The following is a 26527-nucleotide window of genomic DNA, read 5'->3' as shown; positions in this document are numbered from 1 at the left end:
TTAATTGAGAGACTGTGCGGTTCGGTTCAAATAAAATTCCGAATCGTACAATTTAAGTAATTCAACTAATCCTAAAATAAAATCGGTATCTGTTCCATCTGCTTTTCTACGAAGCCAAAATCCTACAAGTTCCTTCACGATTTGAGCATCAATTGATTCATCACCCTTCCTATAAACAAATCTTGATGATTCTTCTGGATCCTCATTGTCTGTAAAAGCAGGATACAAAAATAAAATAAATCGATCCTCTTCTACTAACATCAAATAACGGTCTGCTTCTTTTCTAAAAAACTTAGGATTAGAATCTAATTTCTGATAAACAATAAAAAACTCTCGGGCTGTGCTTCGAATCGAACTTTCATAAATGGGTAAAGTGATTGCATACAAAGTTTTGTTAGTTTTTGCAGGAAGGAGAAATTCTCTCAGTTTTATTGGAAATTCTGGATGATAATGTCCGAAGGCATTGGTCGAGTTTAATTCTAGATAGTATTTTGTATGTGGACCGGATTCAAAAATCGGGATATCCAAATATTCTGAAAGTTTTCGAAAACTTAAAATAGTTTGGATCTTACAAAAGATTTTGTGATAAGAAATTTCCTTTTCACAATACAACCCCAATTTAGGAAATTGAATCCAAGTAGACTCAACTAAATCTCGAAATTTTGTTTCCCTTTCTATTGTTTTGTCGACAAACACTGAATCAATTTTTTGACTCAGTGGTGAACACACGATTAAAAAGAATACAGAAAGTTTACTTAATTTTATAAGTAATTTCTGCAGGCAAATTTTCCCATTCTGAATTAACATCCTTTCGAAAGTATACTGGAGAAATGGATGATTTGGAATTCAAACTTTGAAATAAAATCAAATCCGTTTCTTTTTTTTCGAAATACCGTTTGTCCGTATTACTTCCCAGTCCCAAATCAGCAATTGGTATCCAACCGTAACTCAAAAGAAAAATAGAAAGAGAATCTTGAATTGATTTTGGTTTACCTTTTTCAAAACGAATCATTCGAAATGGTTGGATTGGTACTCCTAATTCTTTCATTTTATCTTTAAAATCATTAATACTAATACTTGTTTGTCGTGCCTGGTAAATTGCATCCAAATAGTCACGGGGCAAAAGTTTTAGCTCTTCTTTTGTTTTTTCATAAAAAGCAGTCACATCCCCTGGATACACAGCCTCTTTATCTAAATATTCATCAGTAACATAATATTTGATAAATTGGTTTTTTGAAGAAAACTTATATTTTACTATTTGTTCTCCCGGTAAATCTTCAATGGATAGTTTTTTCAAATGCACTCGATTTCGTTGGATGAACGAAGGTTGGTAAGTAGCATCTGTAAATTTTACGCCACGAATTCTTTGTTGTTCATTTGAAGGTGGATGGAGAATTGCAATCTGTGCCTTAGACAAAGAAACAGAATCCAATTTGAATTTTAATGATACTTCTAAGTTGTATTCTTCTTCACCAGAAGCAATGAATCGTTCTGTTTCAATGAAGGGAATGTTTTTAATTTCTTTATTTTCACGATCGACCACCCAAAGTTTAGAGCCACTGAGTAAAACCCCACGCACAGAACGAAGATTTGTTTTAATGGATCCAGTGATTTTACCGGATTTGGTGTCGTATCGATAAATACTATTGTCAGCTGAATCAGAGATCCATAATGAATCTCTCCCATAACAAATGTCACGTGGTCTTGTTCGATCGGTAAAAAAACCACCAATTAAAAGTGAAGAAGACTGGTCATAAATTTGAACCTTTCCTGAATCCAAATCTAAAATATAATAATAGTTTCCTACGCTGGCAATCCCTGCCACATTTGAAAGGGGAATTTGAATTTTGTCAGTGATACCACCGGAATTTGGATCCAATTTCAAAATTTGTTTTGGCGCTACAACAAGGAGTTTTCCCTCGCGAGAATCAAAACTAATTCCACGAAGGTTAGCAAGTCCTAAGTTAAAAATCTCTTGTTCGCCAATTTCATTGATTTTGATAATGGCGCGACGATTGGTATCAATATACCAAAAATTAACTCCATCCCAAGCAAGACCATATGCTTTGTCTGAAAGTTTGTATTCTTTGCTCTCTTGCGCAAAAAGACTCAGTGAAAGTGCTAAAAATAAAAATAAAATACGAATCATAATTCCAATCCAATGTAATGAGTCATCAGACGAAAAATATCGTTGAGTAATGAAGAATCATTAAACTCTGATCCTAATATAATTGGTTTCGGAACAAAAATAATTAGGAATGCTACTAACATTGTAACTCCAAAATAAAATCGAAATTTTCCAATCCCTGACACAGAATCGCTGATAAATGGATGTTCTACCTTAACAACAAAATAGATGATAAAACCCCAAAGTAACCAAGTAAAATGAATTAAGGAAAAAATAAGAAATAATACAAATAAACGATGAATCCATTTTCGGTATTCTTCGCCAAACATGGAGTATATGACATGTCCTCCGTCTAATTGTCCAAAAGGCAAAAGATTTACTGCTGTGATGAGAAGTCCTACCCACCCTGCTTTTGCAAGCGGATGTGCTTGGATATCCATTGTCGAAAGATCAATGGGTCCAAGAATCCATTGTGTTGTAAAATAAGTGAACAAACTATCTCCAAAAAATAAAAAACCAGAACGATCGAAATCAGGCGGAATTTCGATAACCTTTGATAGACTAATACCCACTAACCAGGCAACCATCGAAAGAACCAAACTCGCGGTAGGTCCACCGATTCCAATATCAAATAATACTTTTTTGTCTGGTATCTGTTGTTTGATTTGGATAACAGCACCCATAGTACCAATTGGTCCAACTGGCAATGGAATAAAAAAAGGCCACGTTGCTTTTACTCCATAAAATCTTGCTGGAAGATAATGTCCCATTTCATGAGCCAGTAGTATCAACAAAAGTGAAGCAGAGTATGGCCAGTTCTCAAAAAACATAAGTTTATAATTCTCTAATGTTTGCGGAACCTGAGGATTTAGAAAAATATCTGAGAATGTTAACGTAAAAAAAGTTAAGATAAATAGAAGAATGTGTATTGTTTTTTTTGATTCCAAAGTCGGAACAACCTAGAAATTTATTTCTACTCGAAAGATTACAAAACCTAACTATAGAATCAATTAGAAACAGAATTGCCATTAGAAATTTGACAAGTATCGATCAAACTGAACTTCATTCAGAGATTAACGATCCTATGAGCATTTGAAAAAACTGTGTCATTTCCAATCAAATTGGCAAAGTTCTTTGTGATTTTCGGAATTTACAAAAAAGAAAAATTTCTTCCGCAATTCAGGTCATGGAAATCCATTGAACAAGTGAATTTTCTGTTCCCATCCACAATCCCAATCTCCATTAAATCTTTCCCAACCTTCGGAAAAGTTGACTCGTCTAATCAGTAATTTTAAAACCAACTAATCAATGTTCGAAAATATAAGAATCATCAAAAAATTTGACCCTGCAGCAAAATCCTATTTGGAAATTGTTCTCTGTTACCCTGGTCTACATGCCCTATGGCTGCATAAATTTGCACATTTGCTTTATTTACTCCGATTGCCCATCATTCCAAGACTCGTAAATTACATTAGCAGGTTTTTAACCGGGATTGATATCCATCCTGGCGCAAAAATTGCCCCAGGAGTTTTTATCGACCACGGCTCCGGAGTTGTCATCGGAGAAACTGCCATCGTAGGAAGCGGATCTTTGATTTTCCAAGGAGTGACACTTGGAGGAACAGGAAAAGAATCTGGCAAACGGCACCCTACCATTGGTAAAAATGTCGTAATTGGTGCAGGTGCAAAAGTTCTCGGAAATATCACAGTCGAAGATCATGTTCGTGTCGGTGCTGGATCAGTTGTTATGCGAAATGTTCCCGCTGGTTGCACTGTGGTTGGAATTCCAGGAAAAGTTGTCAAAGCAGGCGACGTTGCCTCTGACAGCGTGGAACAAATGTTAGAACACAATCAAATGCCGGATCCAATTGCTAAAGTTTTTTCTGTTTTACTGGAAAAAGTGGAAACACAACAACAACTCATTAACAAATTATATGAGAAACAACAACTTCTAGAAAAATCATCCACAGATGCTCCAGAAGATGACCGTTTCATCCAAGAGTTCATTCATGGAGACGGAATTTAAAATTCTTTTAAGAGTTCTGTTTTTTTCCTTTCATATTCTTCATCAGTAATGAGCCGATTCTTTCTCATTTCCTCTAAGGCTTTTAGTTTTTCGGGAACTGTTTTCCACTGGTCGGTTGGAGGAGGATTCTCCTCTTCTTTTGGATACCGAAAAAGAGGAGGATTAGGCATTAAGGCCGGCACATTAAACACAACAACGTTTCCATAAATGGAATTTTTTGATAAGTTTCTATTTTTATAAATACTAGTATGTTGTTTGTCTTTTAACCAAAGTTCTGGCCGGTAGATTGGTTTGATTTCTGTAGGATGAAAAATCACCCAGTCTTCAAATGAATACTGTGTTTGAAAACTGATGTTTGTATTGATCTCGTGAAATAACAAAACCAATCCCTCTTCTGTTCCTAAAATATAAAAACTTGTTTTTAAAATTTTAACATTGGGAGAAAGAATATCATCTAGTTTAAAAATACACAAATATACCTTGGGTTCTGGGTTTGTTACAATTCTCTCTGCAAACTTTTGGATTTCAGGAAGAAAGGAATCTGGAACCAGGACTTCCCAATCTTCATACGCAAGGACTCCGCGTTTGTATTGAATGGACTTTAAAACGGTTGGTAGCGCCTCAAAATTTTTGGTATTGATTTTCAGTTTAGAAATTTCTTCGGGAAAAATATTCCTCCATTCCTCTTCTTCTACTTCAAAAAAAGCCAAAGATGCGGAAGAATCAATCAATTTGATCTTACTAGTGAAACTGGAACATCCCAAAATAAAAAAAATCGGAATCAAAACGATGGAAATTTTTGCACTTGCCGTTAATGAATTCATGAATACATTAAAAACCGTGACTCGGTTGGTTCTTTTTGTATTGGCATTATTGTTTGCTTCAAACGAAGAATGGAGTGCAGAGCCCATGCCACAATTTCACATGAAGGACCAATATGGGCAATCGTATTCTGAAACCTCAGTGAAAGGAAAACCAGTGGTCATAATGGGCTGTTTTCTTCGCGACCTTGAACTTTGTAGAAAACTTGGCAGAAAATTATATTGGAAAATGCAAAATTTACTTTGGAAGGATAGTTCCAAAGTTCAGTTCCTGCTCTATTTAGATTTTCGTGAAACCAACAAACTTGTAGAAGATTATTTAGAAGAATCAAAAACTAAACAATACGAAAGTATTCTTTTAGATCGAAAAGGACATCTAACTGATGGTCTAAGAAAAGGCGAATCGTATTTAAGAATTTATAACAAATCAGGCAAATTGATTTTTTCCTCATATCAGGAACATATGGAGAATGATCTCATCGAAGAAATATATGGTATTCTCAAAAAAGAACTATAACATAAAAAAATATCTAATCTGGGCTTTCGTTTTTTTCTTTGTCACAAATTGTTTTCAAAAAAATGAAAACCATTATCAATTTTGGAAAGGTTATGACCATTTACAACGTTCTATAAAATCTACTTCCAAAAATGAAATCTACTTTGCTGCACTTGCTGGTAGTTTAAGTGAAGAAAATGAATCACAACTCCTAAAAACAGCCGACGGATATCCTTTCCTCTCTCTCTACGGAACACTGGATCAACAACAAAACTGGAATCTTCATTGGAATGAACCAGAACCACCTAAATATGATTATCTGGCTAAAGTAACATTCACTCCAAAACTTTGGGAGGAAAAAGAAATATACACTGTGGAACGAAAAATCATCCATAAGTTAAACGGATATCAACCCAGAGATTTTTTTACTTGGTTACACGATTTTGCTTTAGCAATTGATGATCATAATGCTTATCAATCATTAAAGTCAACATCACAAAACCTTCAATTTCTTTGTGACGTTATGCAATGCCATGTCACAGAAAATGCAGAATGGCATACATTGGAATTTACAATCAATGATGATACCAAAGCGCAATTTCCTGGTTTTTATAAACGAACAGGATCAAGATTGGAAAAAACCAGATTAAACCTTGAAATCTGGGACAAATTCAATCCAACCCATAAATTAAAAATTACAAACCAAGGGAAAACCATCCAATTTCATTTTCCCATCAATCCACCTAAAGAATATTTTGTATCTCCAAAAGAGATTCATTTTTTGGGTGATATTGAAATCAAATCATTTGGAATTACAGCCAAAATTCAAAATTTGGAATACAAACTAAAAACAACTTTTGATAAACAAACAGACACACTAGATGGACATTTTGTACGCATTGGAAAAAAAGAAATTAATGGAAATTTTTTCTATGTCATTCCTCAGGGTTTTGTAAATTTTTTCATCCCAGGAAATATGGATGAATACTTTAGTGATTTTTTCACCCTACTCATCCAAGGAACCCAAGGCCGGGGTGGATCACAAATCCATGTTACCTTTAGAAAAACTGAAAAGGGTCAAATTAATACAATCACTACTTATAATGAAATCAAACGAAAACGGTTTTCATTGTTTGGTGGAGACGATTCCCAAAAGGCAAGTAACGATTTTGATTTTTTTGCTTCCTGGGAAGAAGCAATGTTAAAGGATCTAAAGTAGAATCAAAAAAAATTGATTCTACTTTTTAAATTGAATATCCACTAGTTTTCGTTAGATGGCAAAACTAAGAATTAATAAAATTTCTCAGTAAGTCTTTGCCTTCTTCTGAACCAAAAGATTCTGGATGGAACTGAACCCCTTCAATTTTTAAGGATTTATGACGAAGGCCCATGATCTCACCCTTCCCTTCCCCGGCAGAAACCCGAGCTGTGATTTCTAAATCCTTAGGGAGTGAAGTTTCTTTTGCCACCAAGGAATGATAACGCATAATTTCTATACCTTGTGTTAAGCCAGAAAAAACACCCTTTCCATCATGTTCAATAGGTGAGAGTTTTCCATGCATAGCTACATTGGCTCGAACCACTTCGCCACCAAACACAGTTGCCATTCCTTGCATTCCGAGACAAATTCCAAGCACAGGCGTAGTTTTACCCAATTCCTTTAGAATATCGGCACTCACTCCAAAATAAGCGGGGTCTGCAGGATGGCCCGGACCAGGTGAAATGATAATCTTATCATAGTTAGCTGATTTAATCCATTCAAAAGGTTTTTCATCGTTTCGGATAACATCCAATTGAAAAAGTTCTTCTCTCTCTTCGAGGATTTCGCCTACGATTTGGTATAGATTGAATGTAAAAGAATCATAATTATCTAGAATGAGCACTTTCATTTTGGTTTCTCCGTTTCCCTGTTATACCGGCAACTTTGTTTTGTCATTTTGGTTTGCTACTCCACTAAGGAGCTTTATGCAAATCTAAAGCTTTGCGAACCGAAGCCATTTTATTGATGATTTCTTGGTATTCGTCTTCTGGTTTGGAATCAAAAACAATCCCACCTGAAGCACGAACAAATCCTTTGTTTCCATTTACAAAAAAACTTCGAATCGGAATGGCAAAGGTACAATCTCCATTCAAACCAAAACTTCCCACAGCTCCGCCATAAGGCCCGCGAGGTGATTTTTCAATTCTCTCAATGATTTTCATCGATTCAATTTTGGGTGCACCGGAAAGAGTACCGGCTGGAAACGAAGAAGCTAATCCCGAAAACATATCTTCTTTTGAAGAAAGAATTCCTACCACTTCACTAGAGATATGTTGCACATGAGAAAACCTTTTCACATCAAAACGCCTACGCACTTTCACTGTGCCAAATTTTGCCACTCGCCCCACATCATTACGATGGAGATCAATTAACATATTGTGTTCTGCAATTTCTTTTGGGTCGGTTAAAAGTTTACGAGCAAGAAGAGTATCTTCTTTAGCATCAACTCCGCGTTTGGTGGTTCCTGCCAAAGGAAAAGACTCCATTTCTCCTTGGCGCAAACGAAAGAGTAGTTCTGGGCTTGCACCCAAAATAGCACGAGATCCAAATTTTACATAATACATATGAGGAGATGGATTGATTTCCCTTAGTGTCTCGTAAATTGCTAATGGGTTTCCTTCTACTTTATATAATTCTTCAAATCCAATTTGGCATTGGAAGGTGTTTCCCGCTTTTACTTCTTCTAAAGCTTCTTCCACCATCTGCTTATGAACTTCCTTAGATAAACCAGCCTGCAATAAAGAAACCTTTGCTTGTGGTTTTTGGGATTTGTCTTTTTTTATCTGTTCTAAGATTAAATTCACTTCTTGGATGCGGTTGGTTCCATTATCAAAGTAAATGAGTTCCCCAGTAAATTTGTCATAAATGAGTCCATCCAAATACAATCCAAAAATCATAGCCGGAAAATCAGGATGTGGTTCGAGCTTCAGTTTTGGCTCAAAGAATTGCATACTTTGGTAACCAAGATAACCGACAAATCCACCCGCATAACTAATGCTTAGCGAATTATAATCCGTAAGCTCCCGTAGAGCAAAATAAGGATTCTCAACAGAATATTTTTTACCATCGATTTCTAAAATTCCAGGTTCTCCCAAAAAGAGATGAGAAGGTTGGAATCCAATCACAGAGTAACGAGAGTCGTATTGGTTGTCCCCTGCTGATTCGAGTAGGAAACAATTCTCATATTTGGCTTCAATGACCCGAAAGAGTTCCCAAAACTCGATTCCTTCCGGCAAGGTTAGAGAAGTGTAATTTGGTTTTTTGGGGATCTTGATTTTCGGAAGTGTTTGGCTCATAAAAAACTCTGTATTAGGTACCAAGATTCATTTTGAATCTTTTAATGAAATAAAAAAGGCAGGTCCGGATTCCGGAACCTGCCTTTTGCTGTGCGATTCTTAAATCCGTTCTTATTTTAAGTTTTGGTTTGCAAAGTCCCAGTTTACTAAATTCCAGAATGCTTCTACGTATTTTGGACGAGCATTGCGGAAATCAATATAGTAAGCATGTTCCCAAACATCGATTGTTAGCAAAGATTGGAGTCCATCTTTCAAAGGGCTACCCGCATTGCTTGTGTTCACGATTTCAACACCGTCACCTTTTTTGACAAGCCAAGTCCAACCTGATCCAAAGTTAGTAATGGCAGATTGAGAAAACTTTTCTTTAAACACATCAAAAGACCCAAAGGATTTTGTGATTAAATCAGCAACAGCACCTGTAGGAGCTCCGCCACCCTTAGGGGAAAGGGAATGCCAGTAGAAAGTGTGGTTCCAAATTTGAGCTGCGTTATTAAAAATTCCACCAGATGATTTTTTTACGATCTCTTCAAGTGTTGCATTTTCAAACTCAGTTCCTTTGATGAGGTTATTGAGGTTTGTAACGTAAGTTTGGTGGTGTTTTCCATAATGAAACTCTAAAGTTTCAGGTGAAATGTGCGGAAGAAGTGCATCCTTTGCATAAGGAAGTTCTGGGAGTTTATGTTCCATGATCGGTCTCCTGATGGATTCAAGTGTAATTGTATTTTGTATCTAGTATGGATCGCAAAAGCAAATCGTAAACTAAAAAAGTAGAACGATTCTAATCGTTCGCCTCTATTAATTTCGACTGACTGTAGAACGAACTGTCTTTAATAAATTTAAAATTTCCGAGTGCAAAACTCCATTGGAAGCTACTAACTCAGGAAGTCCTGTATAATAATGGACTCCATTTAAGTCGGTCAATTTTCCACCTGCTTCCGTTAGAATCACTGAAATGGCTGAAACATCCCAATGTTTGACAGTTTTTTCCCAAATGGCATCCATCACACCTTCTGCAATGAAACATGCATCCAAAACAAAAGAACCCGTTCTACGAAAGGACCTTGCATAGGTTAAAAACCCGGATAAGTCAGCCATAATCTCTTGGATCATATGAGCTCTTTTTGTGGGAAGATTGGGAGAAAAAATGGCTCGGTTTAGTTCGGAAATTCTGGAAGTAACAATGGGTTCTCCATTTTTATAAGCGCCCTCACCCAAAACAGCGGAGTATACAGATTCTTGAGGAGGGACAATGACCACACCACCAACGGGTGTTTCTCGATGTTCCAATCCAAACGAAATGGCATACAAAGGAAGTCCCCGAACAAAATTCATCGAACCATCCACTGGATCCAAAACCCATTTAAAGTCACCACCATCAATGGCAGGTTTATCTTCACAAATGATTCCATCTTTCGGAAAAGACTTCTGTAAAAAACGAATCAAAATATCACCTAGTTTTCCATCGGCGGCATCAATACGTTCTTTCTCATCTGCATCCGTTTCAGAACGAATTGAAGAAACTTCTCGTTGGATTTTTTTAGCTTCATGGATGATACCCATCGCATTTGCTTTTACGTATTCGATCCGTTTGATGGTTTCATCTACGGGGAAATTAATGGTTGGTGAAGAGATTCCCATACTACCTACTTTTTATTTATCGGATGATTTTTGAATGACTTTCCATAAAATATTACCGGACTTCGACTGTGTCCTTTCCACTTCAAAAGAAGTGAGATATTCATGATATTTTTTTAACGTATCTTCAGGAATTCCTGCTTCTGTTTCGGTGAGGATTGGATAAAAATTTTTAAATTGTTGGATGGTTTTTGGCAAACTAGGGATTAAAAACCGAAGGGACAAAGACAAATAATCAATTCCGATCGGAGAATAGATCCTACCTAATTTCCAAACTTCAGAGCTAATACCTAATTCTTCTCGGATTTTCGATTCCGTTTCCGAAAAATCAATTTCATCAAAAATTTCTGAAAACCTTCGGATTGGTTTGTTATCATCTTTTTCCGATTCAACACGAAATATCCCACCCTGAAATCGTTTTGCTTCAAAGTCAGTAATGTCTTCCCCATCTTCTTTCGTGGAATGAAGGTGAATGATTTTGGTTTGAAAATACAACCGATCAGTGATAATGGAAGGAGTCATATTTTGTGAGCCAGGTTTTTTGATTTCTTCCGACTTTGCCCCACCCAAGTACAACATATCCACAGAAAACACATATAAAAAACGGGAAGATCCAAATAACATAGGCCGAACAAAAAACAATTTTCCTGTTTCTCGTTTGGGTCTTGGTTCGGGTAATAAACAAGTTCCTTCTATGGCTTCAGGAATATACTTTAAAACAGTTTGAACAAAATCTTTGATATCACCAAACTCGGGTTGTGTGACTGAAGTACCTGGGATAACAAATCGATCAGGAAACTGAATGTAAGGTGTATGTAGATTATCCACATAAATTTCACCTGGTTTATTTTTTCCGGATGTTTCGTTTAAAATCCGATTGATTGTTTTAAAATCTTGTATTCTCATTTTCTATTTTAAAATACCAAAGTTTTATTTGGGAATTCTTTTGATTTTGTAACCAAACGGCTTTAAAATCGAAAGTCCCGCCAACTTATATCGGTTAGAGTGGTTCATTGTAATTTCATAATTGAATTGTTTTCCTTCTCGGTAATGACGTTCAATTGTCGCACCAAGAAAACCAAAGGGAACCCCTGCTTCCTTCAATATCTTTCTATACAATAAAATAAAACTTTCAGGTGTGAGAGAGGTTCCCACATAATAAACTTTTCCTTTACCAAAAGAATTCACAGTGATCGCAGCTTTACCGGAATAAAACTTTTTTGAATCATTGTATCTAGCTACGACTTTGGCAGTTGTTGGCTCCAAAATTTCACAGAACTTGGATCCCTTAAGCGGTAAAATTCCCATTCGAATTCCCACTTTGTCTGTTGCTGGTGCTTCAAACTGAAACACCTCCACTCCAGTCATTTCTCCAAAAACTCCCGGAACTGGCTCTTCTACCATCCAATGGTCTTTGTCTTTGATTCCCGCCCGATAACCAAGAACCAAAGTTCCTCCATTTGTTACGTAAGTTTTTAATTTTTCTACAATCGATGGATCGAACATTGTATAAAGTGGCAATGTTAATACTTTATACTTTGACCAATCGTTTTCTGCACTAATGGGAAGAGAATGAGCGTTTACATTTAAAACATTGGTCCCTGCAAACCAAGTAGCAAGTTCAATATCGTATCCGACTTGGGCAAAGGGAACCGGTGAAAATTTTAAACCATCACTCAAAGGTTGGTGTTTGTAATTACGTGAATTTTCAATATCGTGTAAAATTGCCACTTCAGCTTTGTAAGGTGAATCAGCAATATCCGAAGCAAACTCATTGATATCTTCTATTGTTTTTTTTAACTCAAAATATTTGGCTGTTTTTCTTTTTCCGTGATCCAAAATTCCATAACAAAGTTGTTCCTGACCGAAACGTGCCGTGCGGTAACGAAAGAAATAGATTTGATTCGCACCGTTCACAATGGCTTGCGTGAGCCAAAGACCAATTTGCCCTGGTGGTGGAAGATAACCTAAAGTATCATGACCTTGTACACCAGAGAATTGTTCCATCACAGTGTATGGTTTGTTTTTTAAACCTCTCGAATACTGTTGTGTGGCAGTCACCAATGGATGTGGATATGGTTCTTGTTGGTTTCCCCAGACAGGATAGTTATCCCAAGACACATAGTCCAATTTGGAAAACAACTTTTCCATATCAGTGATTGGTAAAAATGGAGAAGGATAAAGATTTGTAGTGAGTGGTTTTCCTTTGCTGTATTTTCTTAATATTTCTGCTTGGAAATGAATGTAAGAAACTAGTTCGTCCGATTGGAATCTATAATAATCTTGGATCATTGCCGGGTTGAAATTACTAGCCACATGAGCCGCTGGCAATGGAATTTCGTTCCAATCAGTGTATAAAACTCCCCAAAAAACGTTCCCCCAACGTTTGTTAAGCGAATCTAAAGTTTTGTATTTTGCCTTTAACCAAGTTCTAAAGTTCTTTAATGCTAAGGGTGAATAATCAACATCGGATCCTTCGTGCCCTGGTTCATTGTCAATTTGCCATCCGACAACTGCTGGGTGGTTTCCAAAATGTTTGGCCATTGCAGTAACGATTCGTTCCGTTGCTTTTTGATAAGCAGGAGATGAAAAACAAGCCTGGCGTCTAGTTCCAATCCCTCTAATGATCCCATCTTTAGATACCTGAACAATTTCTGGAAATTTTTTGTACAACCAAGGCGGAAAGGTAGCTGTTGGTGTACCAAGAATGGCAGTCATTCCGTGGTCTTGCACTTTTTTTAAAACCGCATCAAACAAAGAAAAATCGAATTTTCCTTCCTTGGGTTCCATGAGTCCCCAAGCAAATTCTGCGAGTCTTACCGACGAAAGACCCATCTCTTTCATAATTTTTAGGTCTTCATCCCAATCCTTAGGGTTCCATTGTTCGGGGTAATAACAGGCGCCAAAGATCATATTTTTCCTTTTTGCGATTGCAGAATCTATCTTGTGACACAGACTGAATCAGAAAACACCCCTTTCAATCAAATAATGTCTGACCAAGTTATTTTAGGTATATCCAACACCCACCACTATCGATTTACTTTAGTCGATTTGACAGAAACAGCCAAAGAACCTATGTTTCTTCATTCTCTGAACAAAGAAATGTCCGTATTCCTTTCTAAAACCATGATGGGTGCGTTGTTTCTCGCAGAGATGACAAAAAACCAGCAAAAGGTAAGCATCCAATGGAAGGATGATTCCAACAAACAAGCCTTAGCCTACAGCGATCGATACGGTAAAATGAAATCCGTTGCGTATTCGGCAAGCCACGAAGAGGGAGATATCCGAAACGAATTTATTTTGGGCCAAGGGATTATGAAAGTAATTCGTTGGGATTTTGATTCAGATACATACCAGTCTTATACAAACCTAGTAGAAGACACATTCGAAGTAAATTTTATCAAATACTTAACTGAATCAGAACAAATCAAAGCCATCGTAGGAATGGAAGTTTATCCTTTTGATTTTCCTGGAAATGATTTTTCCGCAAAAGGTTTGTTCTTCGAAGCACTTCCCGATGCACCAGAAGAAAGTTTTAAGTATCTGATTTCCAAAATCCAACCCCTTGTCAAAAAAGAAGCTTTTTGGGGGCTCAGTATTGATGATATGCTAACCTCTCTCCAAACAGAGATCGGTTCTGAGTTGGAAGTCTTAAGTAAAGAGTCTCCCGAATTTTTATGTGATTGTTCCAGACATAAGGTAGCAGATATCATTGCTTCCCTTGGCAAACAAGAAGCAGATTCCATCATTGATGAATTTGGAAAAATTGAAATTACATGTGAATTTTGTAGAACTGCCTATCAATTTGATTCCTTCGATGTGGAGAAATTCTTTAATCAATGAAAGCCAATTTTCTCTCTCTTAGAGAATCGGAACTAAACCCAGTATTTATAAGTTTGGACCAGTTGGTGGATCAATTTCTAAAAAAACACAAATTCCCAGTTCTTCTGATTTCGGGAGAAATGGGCGCAGGCAAAACTACTTTTATCCGAGAATGGTATAGCCGATTTGGAACCGAAAGTTCTATTAATTCGCCTACTTTTTCTTTGTATAATATATATGATTCGCCTAACTTTCGCTTGTATCATTTTGATTTATACCGGATTAAAGTTTTAGAAGAACTAGAAGATTTGGGATTTGAAGAAATCTGGGGAAAAGAAGGAGTCTCTGCGATCGAATGGTGGCAAATTGCCGAACCTTATCTTCCAAAATCCAATCGAATCCATTTGTCAATTGAATCAGATTCCATAGAATTTCGTTCCTATTCTTTGGAATGGTCAGAAAAGGAAATCCAGTGAACGTGCTCTACTTCGACACAACCCAGGATTGGATTCAGGTTCTGGTTGCTACCCATACCGACGGATCCCCATTGCAGATCCTTTCAGAACAAACGGAAACTACACCCAAGGAATCTTCTTTTAAGTTAGTCGAATACATTCGTTTGTCACTGGAAAAGGCAAAAATTAAAAAGCCAGATCTTATCATTGTAACAAATGGGCCAGGCTCTTTTACTGGTATTCGCATAACAGTGACTACAGCAAGAGATCTTTCCCAATTATGGAAAATTCCAGTATTCGGTATGGATAGTTTAGAAGCTTACTTAATAGGGATTGCCGGAGAGAAAATGACCGATGAAACGTCCTTACTTTGTTTGGATGGGAAACAAGGAAAGTACTACACAAAGTATAAATCCCTCAAAGGTTTTTCAGATTCTTTTGATCTGACTCCCGAATCCATCGAAGCAAAAATCAAAACAAGTGAATGGACACCTAACAATTGGTATTATACTGGAAATTTGCCAGTGTTTTATCCCCCCACTGCAACAAAAATTGAAGCGACAAACCTTAATCTTTCGTCTATACTACAGTATAGTTTGAAAGAGTATTTCAAAACAGACCCTAATAAAAACGACTATTTATCTCTCCTGCCCAACTACATCCGCGGGACCTACGTAGATCACAAATGAATTTATGGATACCTATAAAATACAAAGAAAAATCATAGAATTTCTGGACCAAAAGTCTGGAAAGGACATCACAAGACAAGAGATCAAAAAAAAATTTACCGAATCAAGTGAATTCAAAAGACCCGATCCGAAAACGAAGAAAGTTAAATCCTTCAAACGCAAAGAGAAAGTTCCTAGAAAAGAAATCGAATTTTTAATCGATCAACTTTTCAATTTGTTAGAAGCAGAAGGACTACTGATTCCCAATAAAAAATACCTAACAGTAGCAAGTCCGTTTCGCCTAACAGGGAGAATTTCCATTTCTCGACGGGGTGATGGTTTTATTTCCCTTCCTTCCAAAAATGAAATTTTCATTCCAGGACCAATGACCAATTCCGCCATCACTGGTGACAAGGTAGAAGTCATTCCCTTGGGAGTTGGTAAAAAAGACAGGTTAGAAGCAGAAGTCACAAACATCGTCAAACGAGGCCGTGTTCTTTACCGAATGCGAGTTAGAGAAAAAACAAACAAATTTGTTTTTGGAAACTTTCTCGATATGCTTGGAGAAGGCAAAGAAGGAGTCCTTCATGTTAAGTCTATTTTAAAAGACACTTTTGATTCGATTCAAGTGAACGATATTTTAATCGTAAAATTTAAAGAAGGAGCCATTCCTCAGGAAAATCTTTACGATGTCAGTTTTATTCGCTTCGAATCGGACACAAAAGAAGACGGCGATTTACAACGGATTTTAATGAAATACAATTACGATCCTGTGCATCCAGACTTCATTCCTTTAGAATTTCCTGAAGAAGTATCAGAAAAAACAGTTTCTGATTGGAACAGCAGAACCGACTTACGAAACTTATATGCTGTTACGATCGATGGAATTACAGCCAAAGACTTTGATGATGCCATCAGTTTTGTCGATGAAGGAAACAGGCTTCGTGTTTGGATTCACATTGCTGATGTTTCTTATTATGTAGAAAAAGATTCGCCTCTAGATAAGGAAGCTTATGAAAGAGCCACTTCGGTTTATTTAGCAAACCGTGTAGTTCCTATGTTGCCACCCATTTTATCTGAAGACCTTTGCAGTTTGGTAGCCAACACCAATCGACTTGCTTTTACCGTAGAAATGGAAGCAAGTAAAACTGGTGAAATTTACAATGCAAAGTTTTATAAATCTGTGATCAAAGTGAATACAAGATACACTTATGAAATGGCTGAAGAAGAAATCAAAGCCAAAGATCCACAAAATTGGATGTATCAAGTTTCACAATTCACAGAAGCTCTTCGCAAACGTAGAATGGAAGCCGGTAGAATTGATTTAAATTTACGGGAAACCACAATCACTTGGAATGAAAGAAAAGAACCCGTTGGGATTGAGAATCGAGAACGCCTAACAAGCCATATGCTCATTGAAGAGTTAATGTTATCTGCCAATCTAAAGGTGGATGAGTTTTTAAGAAAAAAGAAAGTCCCTTCCCTTCACCGAATCCACGAAGCAATGGACGAGGAAAAATTAGAGACCCTCAATCATTTTCTACAATTGAATGGATACAATATCCAAATCAAAGATACAAGCTATGCTGAAATCATGAAGGCAGTAAAAGAGATTGAAGATGGTTCTGTTGGAAAAATTTTCAATTATCTACTGTTACGAAGTTTTATGCAGGCGTATTATGGATCGGATCCTCTCGGGCACTGGGGACTTGGTTTTAAGGACTATTGCCATTTCACATCTCCCATCCGAAGGTATCCCGATTTAATTGTGCATCGTGTGTTGCATGCTACACTCTTAGAAACAGATAAATCTTATTCTGAAAATGAAATAGCGGTGATGGGTCTGCATTGCTCGGAAGAAGAAAGAAGAGCAGCCGATGCGGAACGAGACATCATTAAAATCAAATCCTTTCGTTATTTGGAATCTACAGGAATAAAAGAGTTTAAAGGTTTTATCGTTGGGATCAGACCTTCTCAAATTTTTGTAGAATTGGATATTTCTAATTTGGAAGGAGTTTTGGACAAATCGGAATTCACCGATGAATTTGAAGTAGTGATCAAAAATGATTTCTCTTTTTATTCGAAAAAATATTCCAAAATATTTTTTATAGGTGATCCAGTAACAGTAAGCCTTGATCGCATTGATTTTGAAGAGATCAAAGTTTTTCTTAAATTAAAAGATTTCAAAAAAGACGAAGCACCACTGAAAAAGAAATAAAGACAATCCTCGAATCGATTTTATAAAGATAGATTCGGGATTTCTTCTCGTTTCCAAACTTTTCTAAAAAACTTTCGATCATTTACCTGGATAGACATGATCTTTTGAATGATGGCTTCTTCGCTGATCTGATAGGTCTTCATCAAATCTCTGTCCAAAGATAATTGAGAATGAGCTACCCATTTCACAAGAGAACGTTTTGTTCTTTCTGACTCAGGGAGAAGTTCATTCACAGTCGAGAAGAATTGTTCATGACTTAAGAAAAGACCATTGGAAATTTCTGGCATGGGTGCTGCACCGTGATCTGCTGTTACCAGCATTATAAAGTTATCACCAAAATTAGTTTTTAGATATTCGAATATAGTTTGAATTTCTTTATCCGTAGCTTTTAAAACTTGTTCTGCCTCTTTTGATTCCCATCCATACAAATGACCGACGGCATCCGTAGCCTTCAAGGTTACATAGGCAAGATCGGTGATACCATCCTTATCTTTTTTTGTATTGATTATTGTTTCTGTAATGCTGTCTCGAAAGAGGGCTCCATCCATCTTTGCCTGAAATTCAGAACCTTGGAAGTGGTGGATTTTTGCGATCAAATCGATTGGATCTTTGGCTTCAAAATGAGTCGATATATCTTTTTTATGATTCAAATAGAATTGGTACAAGTTATACTTTTGTACTGATTTAGGAACAAGGAAGGCATCGTTATACGTTGACCATGATAAATTTTTCACATCTTGCCAATAAACAAAATCGTTATCGGGAAATTCTGTTGCCGAATTTTTTGAAATTGGGGAAAATAGTTTTCCATGTCCTGCCATACCCACAGCTGCCCTTGCCGCATAACATTGGCTTATGATGACAGGTTCATTATTCTTTGAAAGATCCCATTCATCAGCAAAACTCGGGACCTGCATTTCGTTCAAATCCCAATCTTTGTTTTTTCCTTGGTAAACGGGTCTATGGAGAACCTTTCCATCTGCATATGTATAAATTTCATTCGAGAAAATTTTTGAGTCTTTAGGAAATGCTCCGGTTCCAATCGCCATATGGCCCACAGCTGTATGTGATTCCAAGTGAGCCACTTTTGCTTTTTTAAAGTATGCAGAGTTGTTTTTTAAATCTTCAAGAAATGGATAAGCACCTTTATGTGCTTTGTAAAGCTGTCTTCCACCTTGGTCAACAACAACGGTAACGATGATTTCTGGTTTCACCTTCTCGTTTTGGAATATTTTTTCCAAATAGGATACATCGATTGTATTCTTAAATTGAAAATCTAAGATTTTTCCATAGATAGAAGGAATGTGTTGTTGGTTGATCTCATCGGAGTATTGGCCATTTCTGATCCACTTCGGTCCATAAATCCAAATGGGGATTTCGGTATCATAAAAATATTGAGTATAATGCGATGTGTAGTTTACTTCTTTCGAAAAATGTTCGTCTTCCGCATCCAATTGCCATTGGTTTTTCAACTCTTCCCAAGATAGATCATGGTCTTCTAAAATATTTTTTATTTCTTCTTTGGAATAATGGGAAAGAGTGATTGCGTCCCTTGCCTCTCTATCAAAAATATTGAATGGAAATGGAGCTAAGATTAAATCTGTATCAGGTTGTATCGATAGATAGGCAGCACGTTTATAATCCTTTTCCCAACCACAATTGGATAAAACCAAAATCAGACCAACTATGACTAAAATATTTCGTTTTTTATATTTTGGGTTTATCACTGTTCCCTTCCTATCTTGTTACACTCTTCCCGATGTTTACTTTACTAGGCAAGTGAGAATTAAAGTGGTTGGAGATCTCATGTGCCATAACTCACAAATCTCCTCTTATTATCTTTCAAAGACTAAAGAGTATGATTCTAGTAGTAGTTTCGAATTCGTTTCAAATTCATTACAAGATGCTGATTTAACCTTAGGAAATTTAGAAACAACAATCGCAAATGATCCAAATGAATTTACTGGATACCCTCGATTTGGCTCTCCAATCGGTTATTTAAGAGGAATCAAAAATGCAGGTTTTGATATTTTATCAACAGCAAACAATCATTCTGCGGATAAAGGAGCTTTTGGAATTGATTATACGATTGATTCGGTAAATCAAATGGGAATGGTTCCTATTGGGACTTTCAAATCAAATTCAGATTATCTAAATCGAAAAGATTTTTTTATCGAAGTGAATGGAATCAAAATTGCTATTTATAATTATACATATTCCACAAATGGAATTCCTGTCAAAAATGATCGAATCGTTAGGCTTTTGAGTGAAAAACAAATTCAAGAAGATGTTAGTTTTGCCAAAGAAAATGGAATCCACTTTGTAATCCTTTGGTATCATTATGGAACTGAATATGAAGAAAAACCAGACAAGTCACAAACCAAATGGGTTCAGATAGGTTTCGATGCTGGGGCCGATATCATCCTTGGAGGGCATCCTCATGTAGTGCAAAGAATCGATCACTTCCAGGAAGAAAAGAATGGAGAGGACCGACTTGTGGCCTATTCCCTTGGAAATTTTTTGTCGGCACAAAATAGAGAAAATACTGATGGTGGGATCATTTTATCTTTTTCATTAGAGATAAACTCACAGAAAGAAAAACAGATTAAAAATGTAAGTACAGAATCTGTTTGGGTTTACCCACACGGTTATAAAATCATTCCCATTGTGAAATATGCGCAGAAGGAAATACCAATCAAACTTCCTAAACATTCAGAAAGAAGAATGTTTGGGTATGAATCACACCTCAAAAAAATGCAGGGTCTCAGTTTTTAATTGAACCTAGTTTTTCAACCTAACTAGAAATTTCACCGGCAATAAGATCATATCCCTTACCTTCCCGAATCAAATCAATTGAGTCATCATTGATTTGTAAGATTGTGGATAGTTCCATTTTGACAATCCCACCATCGACAATCCCATCCACCTGGTTCCCATAAATAGATTCTAAATCATCAATATCGATGATGAACTCATCATCACAAAAAGCAGAAGTGGAAGTGAGAGGGGAATCATGGATTTTTAAAAGTTCACTTAGGTAAATATGATCGGGTATACGAATTCCAATTTGTTTGTCTTTGTGATGGACTACAGACGGTTTTGGTAGATTTTTATTCGCTTTTAAAACAAAAGTAAAGGGGCCAGGTGTCACTCGTTTCATCAAACGATAAGCAGAATTTGGCAAATACTCAATGAAATTTGATGCCATAGAAATGTCTTTGCACATCAGAGAAAGTGGTTTGTCTTTGGGAAGTTTACGAATATCGTATATTTTCTCAACTGCCAGTTTAGAGTGTGCATCAGCTATAATCGCATAAACAGTGTCAGTTGGAAATATATAAACGGCTCCATCCTTCAATCTGTCCGAAATTTGTTTGAGTTTTCGGATTTCGGGATTTTCTGGATGGAGGTATAGAATCATACGGTTTCACACAACAGCGTTTATTGTGCTGTGAGTCCCCCATCAAGAACAAGACACTGACCCGTCATATACGAAGAAGAATCAGAGGCTAAATAAATGGCCGCTCCCAGAAGCTCTTCTGGTTTTCCAAGTCGCCCCATAGGAATACCAGCAAGCACTTGTTTCATGATGAATTCTTTATCTTTGATCATATCTGTCATTTCGGTATCAATGAGCCCCGGACAAATGACATTCACACGATAACCATTATTACACCATTCGATAGCAAGGGCTTTTGACAAAGTAATGACCGCTCCCTTTGTCCCGGAATATACAGAAGCCAGTTTACTTCCCACCATACCAAGAACCGAAGCTACATTGATGATGTTTCCACCTTCTTTTTTATGATGTTTGTAATATGCTTGGCAATTGCGGAAAACACCCACATAGTTTGTTTGAACTATATTTTGTAATTCCTCTTCTTTGAATCCAGAGGCTGGAGTATTCGTTGCAATACCGGCGTTGTTGATGAGTGTATCAAGTCTTCCATGTTTTGCTTTGATTTGACCGATGATTTCAAATGCTGCACCTTCACTGCGTACATCAAGGACCACTCCGTTGATTCCTTCTTTAGCCATCCACTCAATGGATTCTGGTCTAGAACCCGCTCCATAGACTATGGCACCAGCGTCTCGAAAACCGAGGGCTAATGTTTTTCCGATGCCTCGGCTGGCACCAGTGATCAAAATCGACTTTCCTTTTACATCAAATAAACTCATTTTACCTCATGATTGGAAGGATAACAATCGCTAGCTTGAGGTTTTGTGTCTTCCAAAAGTTTTTTATAATCTAAAGTATTATCATCCCGAACCAAATCTCTTCTTATGTAGTGTGTTCCTTTTTCATAATAATCCGCAACGGGATTACAATCTTGGATGTCTTCCGAATAACCTCGTTTACATCCAAAAACAAAAACGATCGCCCATAAAAAAATAGCCAAAAGTCGAGGACTCATCATTATGAAATGAAACAATATCCCGTAAGGAATAGCAAGAATTTGTTTATACTCAAATCGACATCACCAAGGCGAATCCAAATACTCACCGATTTAGGATTTTTGTTCCAGGTGGAACCAGCAAACATTGATGAGTCTCAAAAATTCAAAGAACCCGCACTCCAATACTTAGAACGAATGGTTCACTCGAAATTAGGCAACAATGGAAACCTAAACCATCTTTATTTGGCTGCTGATACCATTGTTGTATTTCAAAATGAAATTTTACACAAACCGACCGATCTGGAAGATTCCGTTCGGATCCTCAAAACACTCTCTGGAAAAAAACATTCCGTATTTTCGGGGGGCGGTTTGCAGGCTGGCTCGAATGTTGATTTTTTCTTCGAGGAGACAATCATCGAATTTAAAAATTGGAGTGAGGTGGAGATTCGAGATTATATTTTGCGATGCCAACCTTTCGATAAAGCAGGCTCATATGGAATCCAAGATGAAAATGGACCCGTAGCCACAAAGTTTGGATCGTATACGAATGTGATGGGATTTCCCCTCCGAAGTTTTTTAGCTCGTTCTTCGGTGTGGTTGCCTTTTTGGGAAAAGTCTTTTAAGCGTAAAGATTGACCAAATTTCCAGGTTTGTAAGCTGCTTTTGCCTCTGGACTTGTTTGGACTTCAGTTGCTTTTTTTTCTGTTTCACCCGAAACATACTTTGGCTGATAAGAGCGAGATTGAATTGCTTCTACCTGCTCCACAGCTTGGGTGTTGTATGTGGGAGACACATACATATATGGTTCGCCTAGTCCTGAAACTCTTGCCACATTACTTGAGATTTCCATACTATGAATATCGCCTCGATCCTATCGAAAGATTAGACCGGATTCACAAAAATGGAAACAAAAAAATCGCAAGCGAGAGAATTTAGCTCTCTTTTCCAATTATTCAAAACCCAGACCAGCAATCTCCCGCAATTTTTTGCCTATACAGGGGAAGATTCTTATGAATTTGAACTCATCATCGATCATTACAAAGAGGCCCTTTCGAAATCTTCGGGCCCTTATGAAATCATTCTCATTGTATCTGAATCCGGAGAACAGGCAAAACTTTTTGCGGAGCTCTTTACTCCAGATATGTTTTACCCAAGAAAACTCATCATTGTCAAACAAGCTGCTGCACTATTTAAACCCATACTTGATACAAAGGCGACACAAGAATGGAAAGATTTTGCTTCTGGATTTCGTAAAAACATAACCGCAGTTTCTGATGAAATTTTTCTCATTGTCCATTACGATGGAAAAGACATCCCACAAAGTTTGGTCCAACTCTTTCAAGGAACCTTAAACTATTACAAAACTAAGTTTTTATATCCGAGTGATTATCCCAAAGTATTCAAAGAAGTCTGTGACCAAGAACAAGTGCATTTTGAACCCAATGCTGCCGATGAATTCATCCATCGAATTCCTGCAAACGTAGGTGCTTATCTTAAAAGCGTAAAAAAACTCAAACAATACTTACATCGTTCCAAGTTTACCATCGAAGATGTGAATTCCGTTTTATTCAGTCAGAATGAACTAAATACCAATGTGCTTGTAGAAACATTAGTTCAAAAACGAAAGGTTGATTTTTTTAAAGAATTTACCAAGTTCAATGATCAAAACTCTGAGATCCTCAGTTTCTTAACAAGGCTCAGTTACAAACTAGATGAAATTCGCAAAATCAAAGTTATACGAGCAAGACACAACGGTGAAGTTCCTATCCCCATTATGGATGAACTTTTGAAAACAGGAAGTTATTCCGATGCGAGAAAAAATTTTGTAAGAAGGCAATTGGTTTCTGATTCCGCTTTATTTACAGATAAAACTTTAGATTTATTTTATGACCAAGTGATTGAAATGAATATCAAATTCAAATCAGGGCTTCGAGACGAAGTAGGTAGGAATTATTTTTTACAAAAAATTATGCATCTTTTTTCGTTACTTCAAGAAAGATCTTCCAATTGATATTCATGTAATTTGCGATACAAATTCCTTTCAGAGATTCCAAGTAATTTGGCAGCTTTTTCTCGATTTCCTTTCGTATAAATCAAATTGGCTTTGATGATTTCCTTTTCATAACTTTCCAAACTAATTCCAGGTCTCACATCTAATTCTGTAAGTTGGTTTTCAAAAAAATGCGATGGGATCTGCTTCCAATGTAATTGTTTGCCGGATGAAAAACCAACCAGTGCAAAAATTATATCTCGCAATTCAGAAAGATTTGTGGTGAACGTTTTGTTTTTAAAAAAAACAAAAAACTCTTCCTCCATACCGGAAATTTTTTTACCGAGTTCTGTATTTGCCTCTTCTAAAAACTGAGAAACAAATAAGGGCAATTCCGAAATTCGTTTTTTCAAATTCGGAAGTTCAAACCGAAAGGATTTTAACTGGTCATAAAAATCTGCATACACATTCTTTTGAGTTAGAATTTCGAGTTCTTCTGAATGAATTTCCCAATACAAATATACTTTTGATTTTTCTTCATATTTTTCTGACTTCCACCATTGTTGTAATAATAATACTTCTTCCGGTTTTGCCTTTGTGATGCGATCCATCAGAATGGTCACCATCTGTCTGGATGATTTGATTTTTTCTAAAGACTCCGCAAAGGCAAAAGGATATGAAAAATCAAAACTTACTACATTACTGGAAGAAATATTTCTTTGTTCTAAACTTCTTTGGATCCAAAAACTTTTCCCTACACCCCTTTCTCCAATGATTAACATTGGTAAATTGGAATTTGAAGTTTCTATCCATTGGTTGCGAATCTTTTGGATATCGGATCCGCTAAAAATCCATTCTGAAGTTTGTTTACTTCTTTTTGATGACACTCACTGTCCCTTGCAAGTAACCGTTAAATTCTCTAATTTTGTTTATATCCAAAAACTTTTTCGCCTGCGATGGTTTCACCATCAGTGTCTTTGGATAGGTAGTATTTATTTTTAACAAGTTGGTTTCGGCAGGAGCATTTTTCACTCCCCATGTGGATAGAGGATCCAAAACAAAAGTCGTTTGGATTAAATACTCTTTTCCTTTTGTTACCACCACGTCATAAGGCAGCTGAATCCAAATGGCTTCTCCTTTTGATTCAACAAGAACCGTCTGGAATCTATCCTTTTCAGTTTGGTCTGTATTGGATTCTGTTCGCAGAATGTATTCTAAATCGGTTTTAATTTCTTCTTTTTCCAAAACCCGTTTGTCGGAAATTTTTTCATACGCCAGATACAGATTGTAAGGTGTGACCACATCGACTGCCGCACGAACCAAAGAAGCATCATATTTTTTGATTTGGTTTTGATTCCAATTAAAAGGCATTGGTAATTCTTCAATAGAGGAATACACATTGAATTGGTTTAAATAGAGATATTCATATCCTTCGGAAGTTCCGATTTTTTGGTATTCGGTGATTCCAACAACACGACTGTTACTTGCTTTGCCAATTCTTTGTAATTCTCGAATTGTACTTAGTTCAGAATGGTTGGGAACTAATAGAACTGGTTCAATTTCCATATGTCGTAGATCATTCAATGCCATGATGATTGAACCGGATTTGTCCTTCACTGCAGAAGAAAGAAGCAAAAACAGTTTTCTTGATTCTTTTTTCCCAGTAGAAATTTTCGACTTTAAACCTTGTAAGGCGGATACAATGGACTCAGCTTGGTTGTTTCCTTGCCATCCCGTTTCTTCCATCAATTTTTTAATTTCTATATGTTCTTTTGTTGGTGGGATGGTGACAATTTTATCTTTCTTTATAAGTGTCACACCTAAGAACAGCCCGTCCTGATCATACAAAGAAGACAGACTTTTTAAAACATCTTTTTTGTAATATGCATAAGAAGAATGAATGTCTATCAATAGGTTGATTTCATAATTGGGAGCAATTTTGTTTTTCTTTTCATAAAACCGAGGAGGTAGAAATCGAAAACTTTTTTCGTTATGTTTTTCATACGCTAAAACAAAGTTTGATATGAGTTTGGATTGGATGGTTTGTCTTGTTTGGTTTTTACAGTTAAAAATTACCGTTTTGACAAGGATTGGATTTCCAAAATCAATCTGATCTTGGACGACAAAATGAGAATCCCACTCAGTACAATAAGAGAAAAGATCCTGATCCTTAAGTTCGTTTTCTTCATTCCATTCGGATTCATTTAAATAATTTTCAACAAGTTTTGGATCTGTAATTTCAGTAAAAAAATTTCGTTTGATATAGTGTCGTGAAAGACGGGACAATTCAAACCCTGCCTCTCGTCTTGATCCAAGGACAGGTGGTACTTCTCCGGAAATGTAAGCTGGCAGGATAGAAATTTCTTTCCCGAAAATAAATTCGGGGAAGAACGCAATAAAAATCAAAATCAATGCATAGGGAATTCGGAGGGGGCGGCGAGACATAAAATTAGAATCGGTCCATTCACGGAAAATGTAAATCTTTATCCTGCAGGCATCATTCGTTTTCTTTGAGAAAAGATTGACAAGGGTTTTT

Annotated in this window: 27 protein-coding genes; 10 read left to right on the top strand and 17 right to left on the bottom strand. The window is 36.6% G+C overall.

The features are described from left to right. Genes EHR01_RS14915 through EHR01_RS14905 form a run of 3 tightly spaced genes read right to left on the bottom strand, consistent with a single transcriptional unit; the run spans window position 1 to window position 3075 of the window. Complete coding sequence (locus tag EHR01_RS14915; protein ID WP_135695795.1) at window positions 1-696, bottom strand: hypothetical protein; 696 nt, start codon at window positions 694-696, stop codon at window positions 1-3. 55 nt (window positions 697-751) lie between these two features. Continuing rightward, a complete protein-coding gene (locus EHR01_RS14910) occupies window positions 752-2149 on the bottom strand; it encodes an NHL repeat-containing protein (protein ID WP_135695793.1) in 1398 nt (465 codons plus the stop codon). After that, window positions 2146-3075 carry a site-2 protease family protein gene (locus EHR01_RS14905; RefSeq protein ID WP_208721792.1) on the bottom strand — a complete coding sequence of 310 codons (930 nt, stop codon included), beginning with the start codon at window positions 3073-3075 and terminating at the stop codon, window positions 2146-2148. The genes EHR01_RS14910 and EHR01_RS14905 overlap by 4 nt, the downstream gene beginning before the upstream one ends. A gap of 361 nt (window positions 3076-3436) precedes the next feature. Between EHR01_RS14905 and cysE the strand changes: the two genes are divergently transcribed. Next, window positions 3437-4153: a serine O-acetyltransferase gene (cysE, locus tag EHR01_RS14900; RefSeq protein ID WP_135695789.1), complete on the top strand. Its 717-nt coding sequence runs from the start codon at window positions 3437-3439 to the stop codon at window positions 4151-4153. Here cysE and EHR01_RS14895 read toward each other — a convergent pair. After that, window positions 4150-5064, bottom strand: coding sequence for an SHOCT domain-containing protein (locus EHR01_RS14895; RefSeq protein ID WP_244310136.1), 915 nt, complete (start codon window positions 5062-5064; stop codon window positions 4150-4152). The genes cysE and EHR01_RS14895 overlap by 4 nt on opposite strands. On the opposite strand from EHR01_RS14895, the gene EHR01_RS14890 reads away from it, so the two are divergent. Together EHR01_RS14890 and EHR01_RS14885 are read left to right on the top strand one after the other, a co-directional pair. Next, window positions 5063-5491: a hypothetical protein gene (locus tag EHR01_RS14890; RefSeq protein ID WP_135695787.1), complete on the top strand. Its 429-nt coding sequence runs from the start codon at window positions 5063-5065 to the stop codon at window positions 5489-5491. The genes EHR01_RS14895 and EHR01_RS14890 overlap by 2 nt on opposite strands. Continuing rightward, a complete protein-coding gene (locus tag EHR01_RS14885) occupies window positions 5466-6689 on the top strand; it encodes an LIC10025 family lipoprotein (protein ID WP_135697378.1) in 1224 nt (407 codons plus the stop codon). Before EHR01_RS14890 ends, EHR01_RS14885 begins: the two co-directional genes overlap by 26 nt. A 64-nt stretch (window positions 6690-6753) precedes the next feature. On the opposite strand, the gene EHR01_RS14880 is transcribed toward EHR01_RS14885, so the two are convergent. The 6 genes from EHR01_RS14880 to EHR01_RS14855 form a co-directional block, all read right to left on the bottom strand. Then, the gene (locus EHR01_RS14880) at window positions 6754-7359 is read right to left on the bottom strand and encodes an anthranilate synthase component II (RefSeq protein ID WP_135695785.1); all 606 of its coding nucleotides are present in this window, start codon (window positions 7357-7359) and stop codon (window positions 6754-6756) included. Between the two features lie 64 nt (window positions 7360-7423). Beyond that, window positions 7424-8806 carry an anthranilate synthase component I family protein gene (locus EHR01_RS14875; protein WP_135695784.1) on the bottom strand — a complete coding sequence of 461 codons (1383 nt, stop codon included), beginning with the start codon at window positions 8804-8806 and terminating at the stop codon, window positions 7424-7426. A gap of 111 nt (window positions 8807-8917) precedes the next feature. Next, a complete protein-coding gene (locus EHR01_RS14870) occupies window positions 8918-9493 on the bottom strand; it encodes a superoxide dismutase (RefSeq protein ID WP_135695782.1) in 576 nt (191 codons plus the stop codon). 108 nt (window positions 9494-9601) lie between these two features. Continuing rightward, window positions 9602-10444: an inositol monophosphatase family protein gene (locus EHR01_RS14865; RefSeq protein ID WP_135695780.1), complete on the bottom strand. Its 843-nt coding sequence runs from the start codon at window positions 10442-10444 to the stop codon at window positions 9602-9604. 12 nt (window positions 10445-10456) lie between these two features. Next, window positions 10457-11347 (bottom strand): LIC_10030 family protein, encoded by an 891-nt coding sequence (locus EHR01_RS14860; RefSeq protein ID WP_135695777.1) that lies wholly within the window; start codon window positions 11345-11347, stop codon window positions 10457-10459. Between the two features lie 24 nt (window positions 11348-11371). After that, window positions 11372-13354, bottom strand: coding sequence for a beta-galactosidase (locus EHR01_RS14855; RefSeq protein WP_135695775.1), 1983 nt, complete (start codon window positions 13352-13354; stop codon window positions 11372-11374). Window positions 13355-13429: 75 nt separating this feature from the next. On the opposite strand from EHR01_RS14855, the gene EHR01_RS14850 reads away from it, so the two are divergent. Genes EHR01_RS14850 through EHR01_RS14835 form a run of 4 tightly spaced genes read left to right on the top strand, consistent with a single transcriptional unit; the run spans window position 13430 to window position 17604 of the window. Continuing rightward, entirely contained in the window at window positions 13430-14284 is an 855-nt protein-coding gene (locus EHR01_RS14850) for an Hsp33 family molecular chaperone HslO (RefSeq protein ID WP_135695773.1), read from the top strand. Beyond that, on the top strand, window positions 14281-14739 hold the full coding sequence (gene tsaE / locus EHR01_RS14845) for a tRNA (adenosine(37)-N6)-threonylcarbamoyltransferase complex ATPase subunit type 1 TsaE (protein ID WP_135695771.1): 459 nt from the start codon (window positions 14281-14283) through the stop codon (window positions 14737-14739). The genes EHR01_RS14850 and tsaE overlap by 4 nt, the downstream gene beginning before the upstream one ends. Continuing rightward, window positions 14736-15407, top strand: a complete 672-nt coding sequence (tsaB, locus tag EHR01_RS14840; protein ID WP_135695769.1) for a tRNA (adenosine(37)-N6)-threonylcarbamoyltransferase complex dimerization subunit type 1 TsaB — start codon at window positions 14736-14738, stop codon at window positions 15405-15407. The genes tsaE and tsaB overlap by 4 nt, the downstream gene beginning before the upstream one ends. 4 nt (window positions 15408-15411) lie before the next feature. After that, window positions 15412-17604 (top strand): ribonuclease R family protein, encoded by a 2193-nt coding sequence (locus EHR01_RS14835; protein WP_135695767.1) that lies wholly within the window; start codon window positions 15412-15414, stop codon window positions 17602-17604. 20 nt (window positions 17605-17624) lie between these two features. Here EHR01_RS14835 and EHR01_RS14830 read toward each other — a convergent pair whose 3' ends face one another. Next, window positions 17625-19331 (bottom strand): alkaline phosphatase family protein, encoded by a 1707-nt coding sequence (locus EHR01_RS14830; RefSeq protein ID WP_135695765.1) that lies wholly within the window; start codon window positions 19329-19331, stop codon window positions 17625-17627. Here EHR01_RS14830 and EHR01_RS14825 point away from each other — a divergent pair. Beyond that, window positions 19291-20379: a CapA family protein gene (locus tag EHR01_RS14825; protein ID WP_244310135.1), complete on the top strand. Its 1089-nt coding sequence runs from the start codon at window positions 19291-19293 to the stop codon at window positions 20377-20379. The genes EHR01_RS14830 and EHR01_RS14825 overlap by 41 nt on opposite strands. Window positions 20380-20398: 19 nt before the next feature. Here the strand turns inward: EHR01_RS14825 and EHR01_RS14820 are convergent, their stop codons facing one another. From EHR01_RS14820 to EHR01_RS14810, 3 genes are read right to left on the bottom strand one after another with little or no spacing between them, the layout of a single operon-like run. Further along, complete coding sequence (locus EHR01_RS14820; protein ID WP_135695763.1) at window positions 20399-21025, bottom strand: L-threonylcarbamoyladenylate synthase; 627 nt, start codon at window positions 21023-21025, stop codon at window positions 20399-20401. A gap of 20 nt (window positions 21026-21045) precedes the next feature. Continuing rightward, window positions 21046-21783, bottom strand: coding sequence for an SDR family NAD(P)-dependent oxidoreductase (locus EHR01_RS14815; RefSeq protein ID WP_135695761.1), 738 nt, complete (start codon window positions 21781-21783; stop codon window positions 21046-21048). Further along, window positions 21780-22037 (bottom strand): hypothetical protein, encoded by a 258-nt coding sequence (locus EHR01_RS14810; RefSeq protein ID WP_238837326.1) that lies wholly within the window; start codon window positions 22035-22037, stop codon window positions 21780-21782. The genes EHR01_RS14815 and EHR01_RS14810 overlap by 4 nt, the downstream gene beginning before the upstream one ends. A 24-nt stretch (window positions 22038-22061) precedes the next feature. Between EHR01_RS14810 and EHR01_RS14805 the strand changes: the two genes are divergently transcribed. After that, complete coding sequence (locus EHR01_RS14805) at window positions 22062-22637, top strand: Maf family protein (protein ID WP_135695759.1); 576 nt, start codon at window positions 22062-22064, stop codon at window positions 22635-22637. Here EHR01_RS14805 and EHR01_RS14800 read toward each other — a convergent pair. Next, complete coding sequence (locus EHR01_RS14800; protein WP_135695757.1) at window positions 22621-22851, bottom strand: hypothetical protein; 231 nt, start codon at window positions 22849-22851, stop codon at window positions 22621-22623. The two genes, EHR01_RS14805 and EHR01_RS14800, sit on opposite strands and share 17 nt — an antisense overlap. Window positions 22852-22902: 51 nt before the next feature. On the opposite strand from EHR01_RS14800, the gene holA reads away from it, so the two are divergent. Continuing rightward, window positions 22903-24012, top strand: coding sequence for a DNA polymerase III subunit delta (gene holA, locus EHR01_RS14795; protein WP_135695755.1), 1110 nt, complete (start codon window positions 22903-22905; stop codon window positions 24010-24012). Here holA and EHR01_RS14790 read toward each other — a convergent pair. Both EHR01_RS14790 and EHR01_RS14785 read right to left on the bottom strand, forming a co-directional pair. After that, the gene (locus EHR01_RS14790; protein WP_135695753.1) at window positions 23991-24878 is read right to left on the bottom strand and encodes a helix-turn-helix domain-containing protein; all 888 of its coding nucleotides are present in this window, start codon (window positions 24876-24878) and stop codon (window positions 23991-23993) included. The two genes, holA and EHR01_RS14790, sit on opposite strands and share 22 nt — an antisense overlap. Next, complete coding sequence (locus EHR01_RS14785) at window positions 24859-26436, bottom strand: LIC10012 family protein (RefSeq protein WP_135695751.1); 1578 nt, start codon at window positions 26434-26436, stop codon at window positions 24859-24861. The genes EHR01_RS14790 and EHR01_RS14785 overlap by 20 nt, the downstream gene beginning before the upstream one ends. Between the last annotated feature and the right edge of the window lie 91 nt (window positions 26437-26527).

The sequence above is a fragment of the Leptospira mtsangambouensis genome (genome assembly GCF_004770475.1).
Classification (GTDB): Bacteria; Spirochaetota; Leptospiria; order Leptospirales; family Leptospiraceae; genus Leptospira_A; species Leptospira_A mtsangambouensis.
This window is presented reverse-complemented; position numbering and strand designations above follow the sequence as displayed.

Coding starts and splice junctions, on each gene's coding strand:
- EHR01_RS14820 (WP_135695763.1), bottom strand. CDS start 21,025: ATGATTCTATACCTCCATCCAGAAAATCCCGAAATCCGAAAACTCAAA.
- cysE (WP_135695789.1), top strand. CDS start 3,437: ATGTTCGAAAATATAAGAATCATCAAAAAATTTGACCCTGCAGCAAAA.
- EHR01_RS14865 (WP_135695780.1), bottom strand. CDS start 10,444: ATGGGAATCTCTTCACCAACCATTAATTTCCCCGTAGATGAAACCATC.
- EHR01_RS14895 (WP_244310136.1), bottom strand. CDS start 5,064: ATGGGCTCTGCACTCCATTCTTCGTTTGAAGCAAACAATAATGCCAAT.
- EHR01_RS14785 (WP_135695751.1), bottom strand. CDS start 26,436: ATGTCTCGCCGCCCCCTCCGAATTCCCTATGCATTGATTTTGATTTTT.
- EHR01_RS14850 (WP_135695773.1), top strand. CDS start 13,430: ATGTCTGACCAAGTTATTTTAGGTATATCCAACACCCACCACTATCGA.
- EHR01_RS14815 (WP_135695761.1), bottom strand. CDS start 21,783: ATGAGTTTATTTGATGTAAAAGGAAAGTCGATTTTGATCACTGGTGCC.
- EHR01_RS14885 (WP_135697378.1), top strand. CDS start 5,466: ATGGTATTCTCAAAAAAGAACTATAACATAAAAAAATATCTAATCTGG.
- EHR01_RS14880 (WP_135695785.1), bottom strand. CDS start 7,359: ATGAAAGTGCTCATTCTAGATAATTATGATTCTTTTACATTCAATCTA.
- EHR01_RS14855 (WP_135695775.1), bottom strand. CDS start 13,354: ATGATCTTTGGCGCCTGTTATTACCCCGAACAATGGAACCCTAAGGAT.
- tsaE (WP_135695771.1), top strand. CDS start 14,281: ATGAAAGCCAATTTTCTCTCTCTTAGAGAATCGGAACTAAACCCAGTA.
- EHR01_RS14825 (WP_244310135.1), top strand. CDS start 19,291: ATGACTAAAATATTTCGTTTTTTATATTTTGGGTTTATCACTGTTCCC.
- EHR01_RS14835 (WP_135695767.1), top strand. CDS start 15,412: ATGGATACCTATAAAATACAAAGAAAAATCATAGAATTTCTGGACCAA.
- EHR01_RS14870 (WP_135695782.1), bottom strand. CDS start 9,493: ATGGAACATAAACTCCCAGAACTTCCTTATGCAAAGGATGCACTTCTT.
- EHR01_RS14910 (WP_135695793.1), bottom strand. CDS start 2,149: ATGATTCGTATTTTATTTTTATTTTTAGCACTTTCACTGAGTCTTTTT.
- holA (WP_135695755.1), top strand. CDS start 22,903: ATGGAAACAAAAAAATCGCAAGCGAGAGAATTTAGCTCTCTTTTCCAA.
- EHR01_RS14875 (WP_135695784.1), bottom strand. CDS start 8,806: ATGAGCCAAACACTTCCGAAAATCAAGATCCCCAAAAAACCAAATTAC.
- EHR01_RS14890 (WP_135695787.1), top strand. CDS start 5,063: ATGCCACAATTTCACATGAAGGACCAATATGGGCAATCGTATTCTGAA.
- EHR01_RS14860 (WP_135695777.1), bottom strand. CDS start 11,347: ATGAGAATACAAGATTTTAAAACAATCAATCGGATTTTAAACGAAACA.
- EHR01_RS14800 (WP_135695757.1), bottom strand. CDS start 22,851: ATGGAAATCTCAAGTAATGTGGCAAGAGTTTCAGGACTAGGCGAACCA.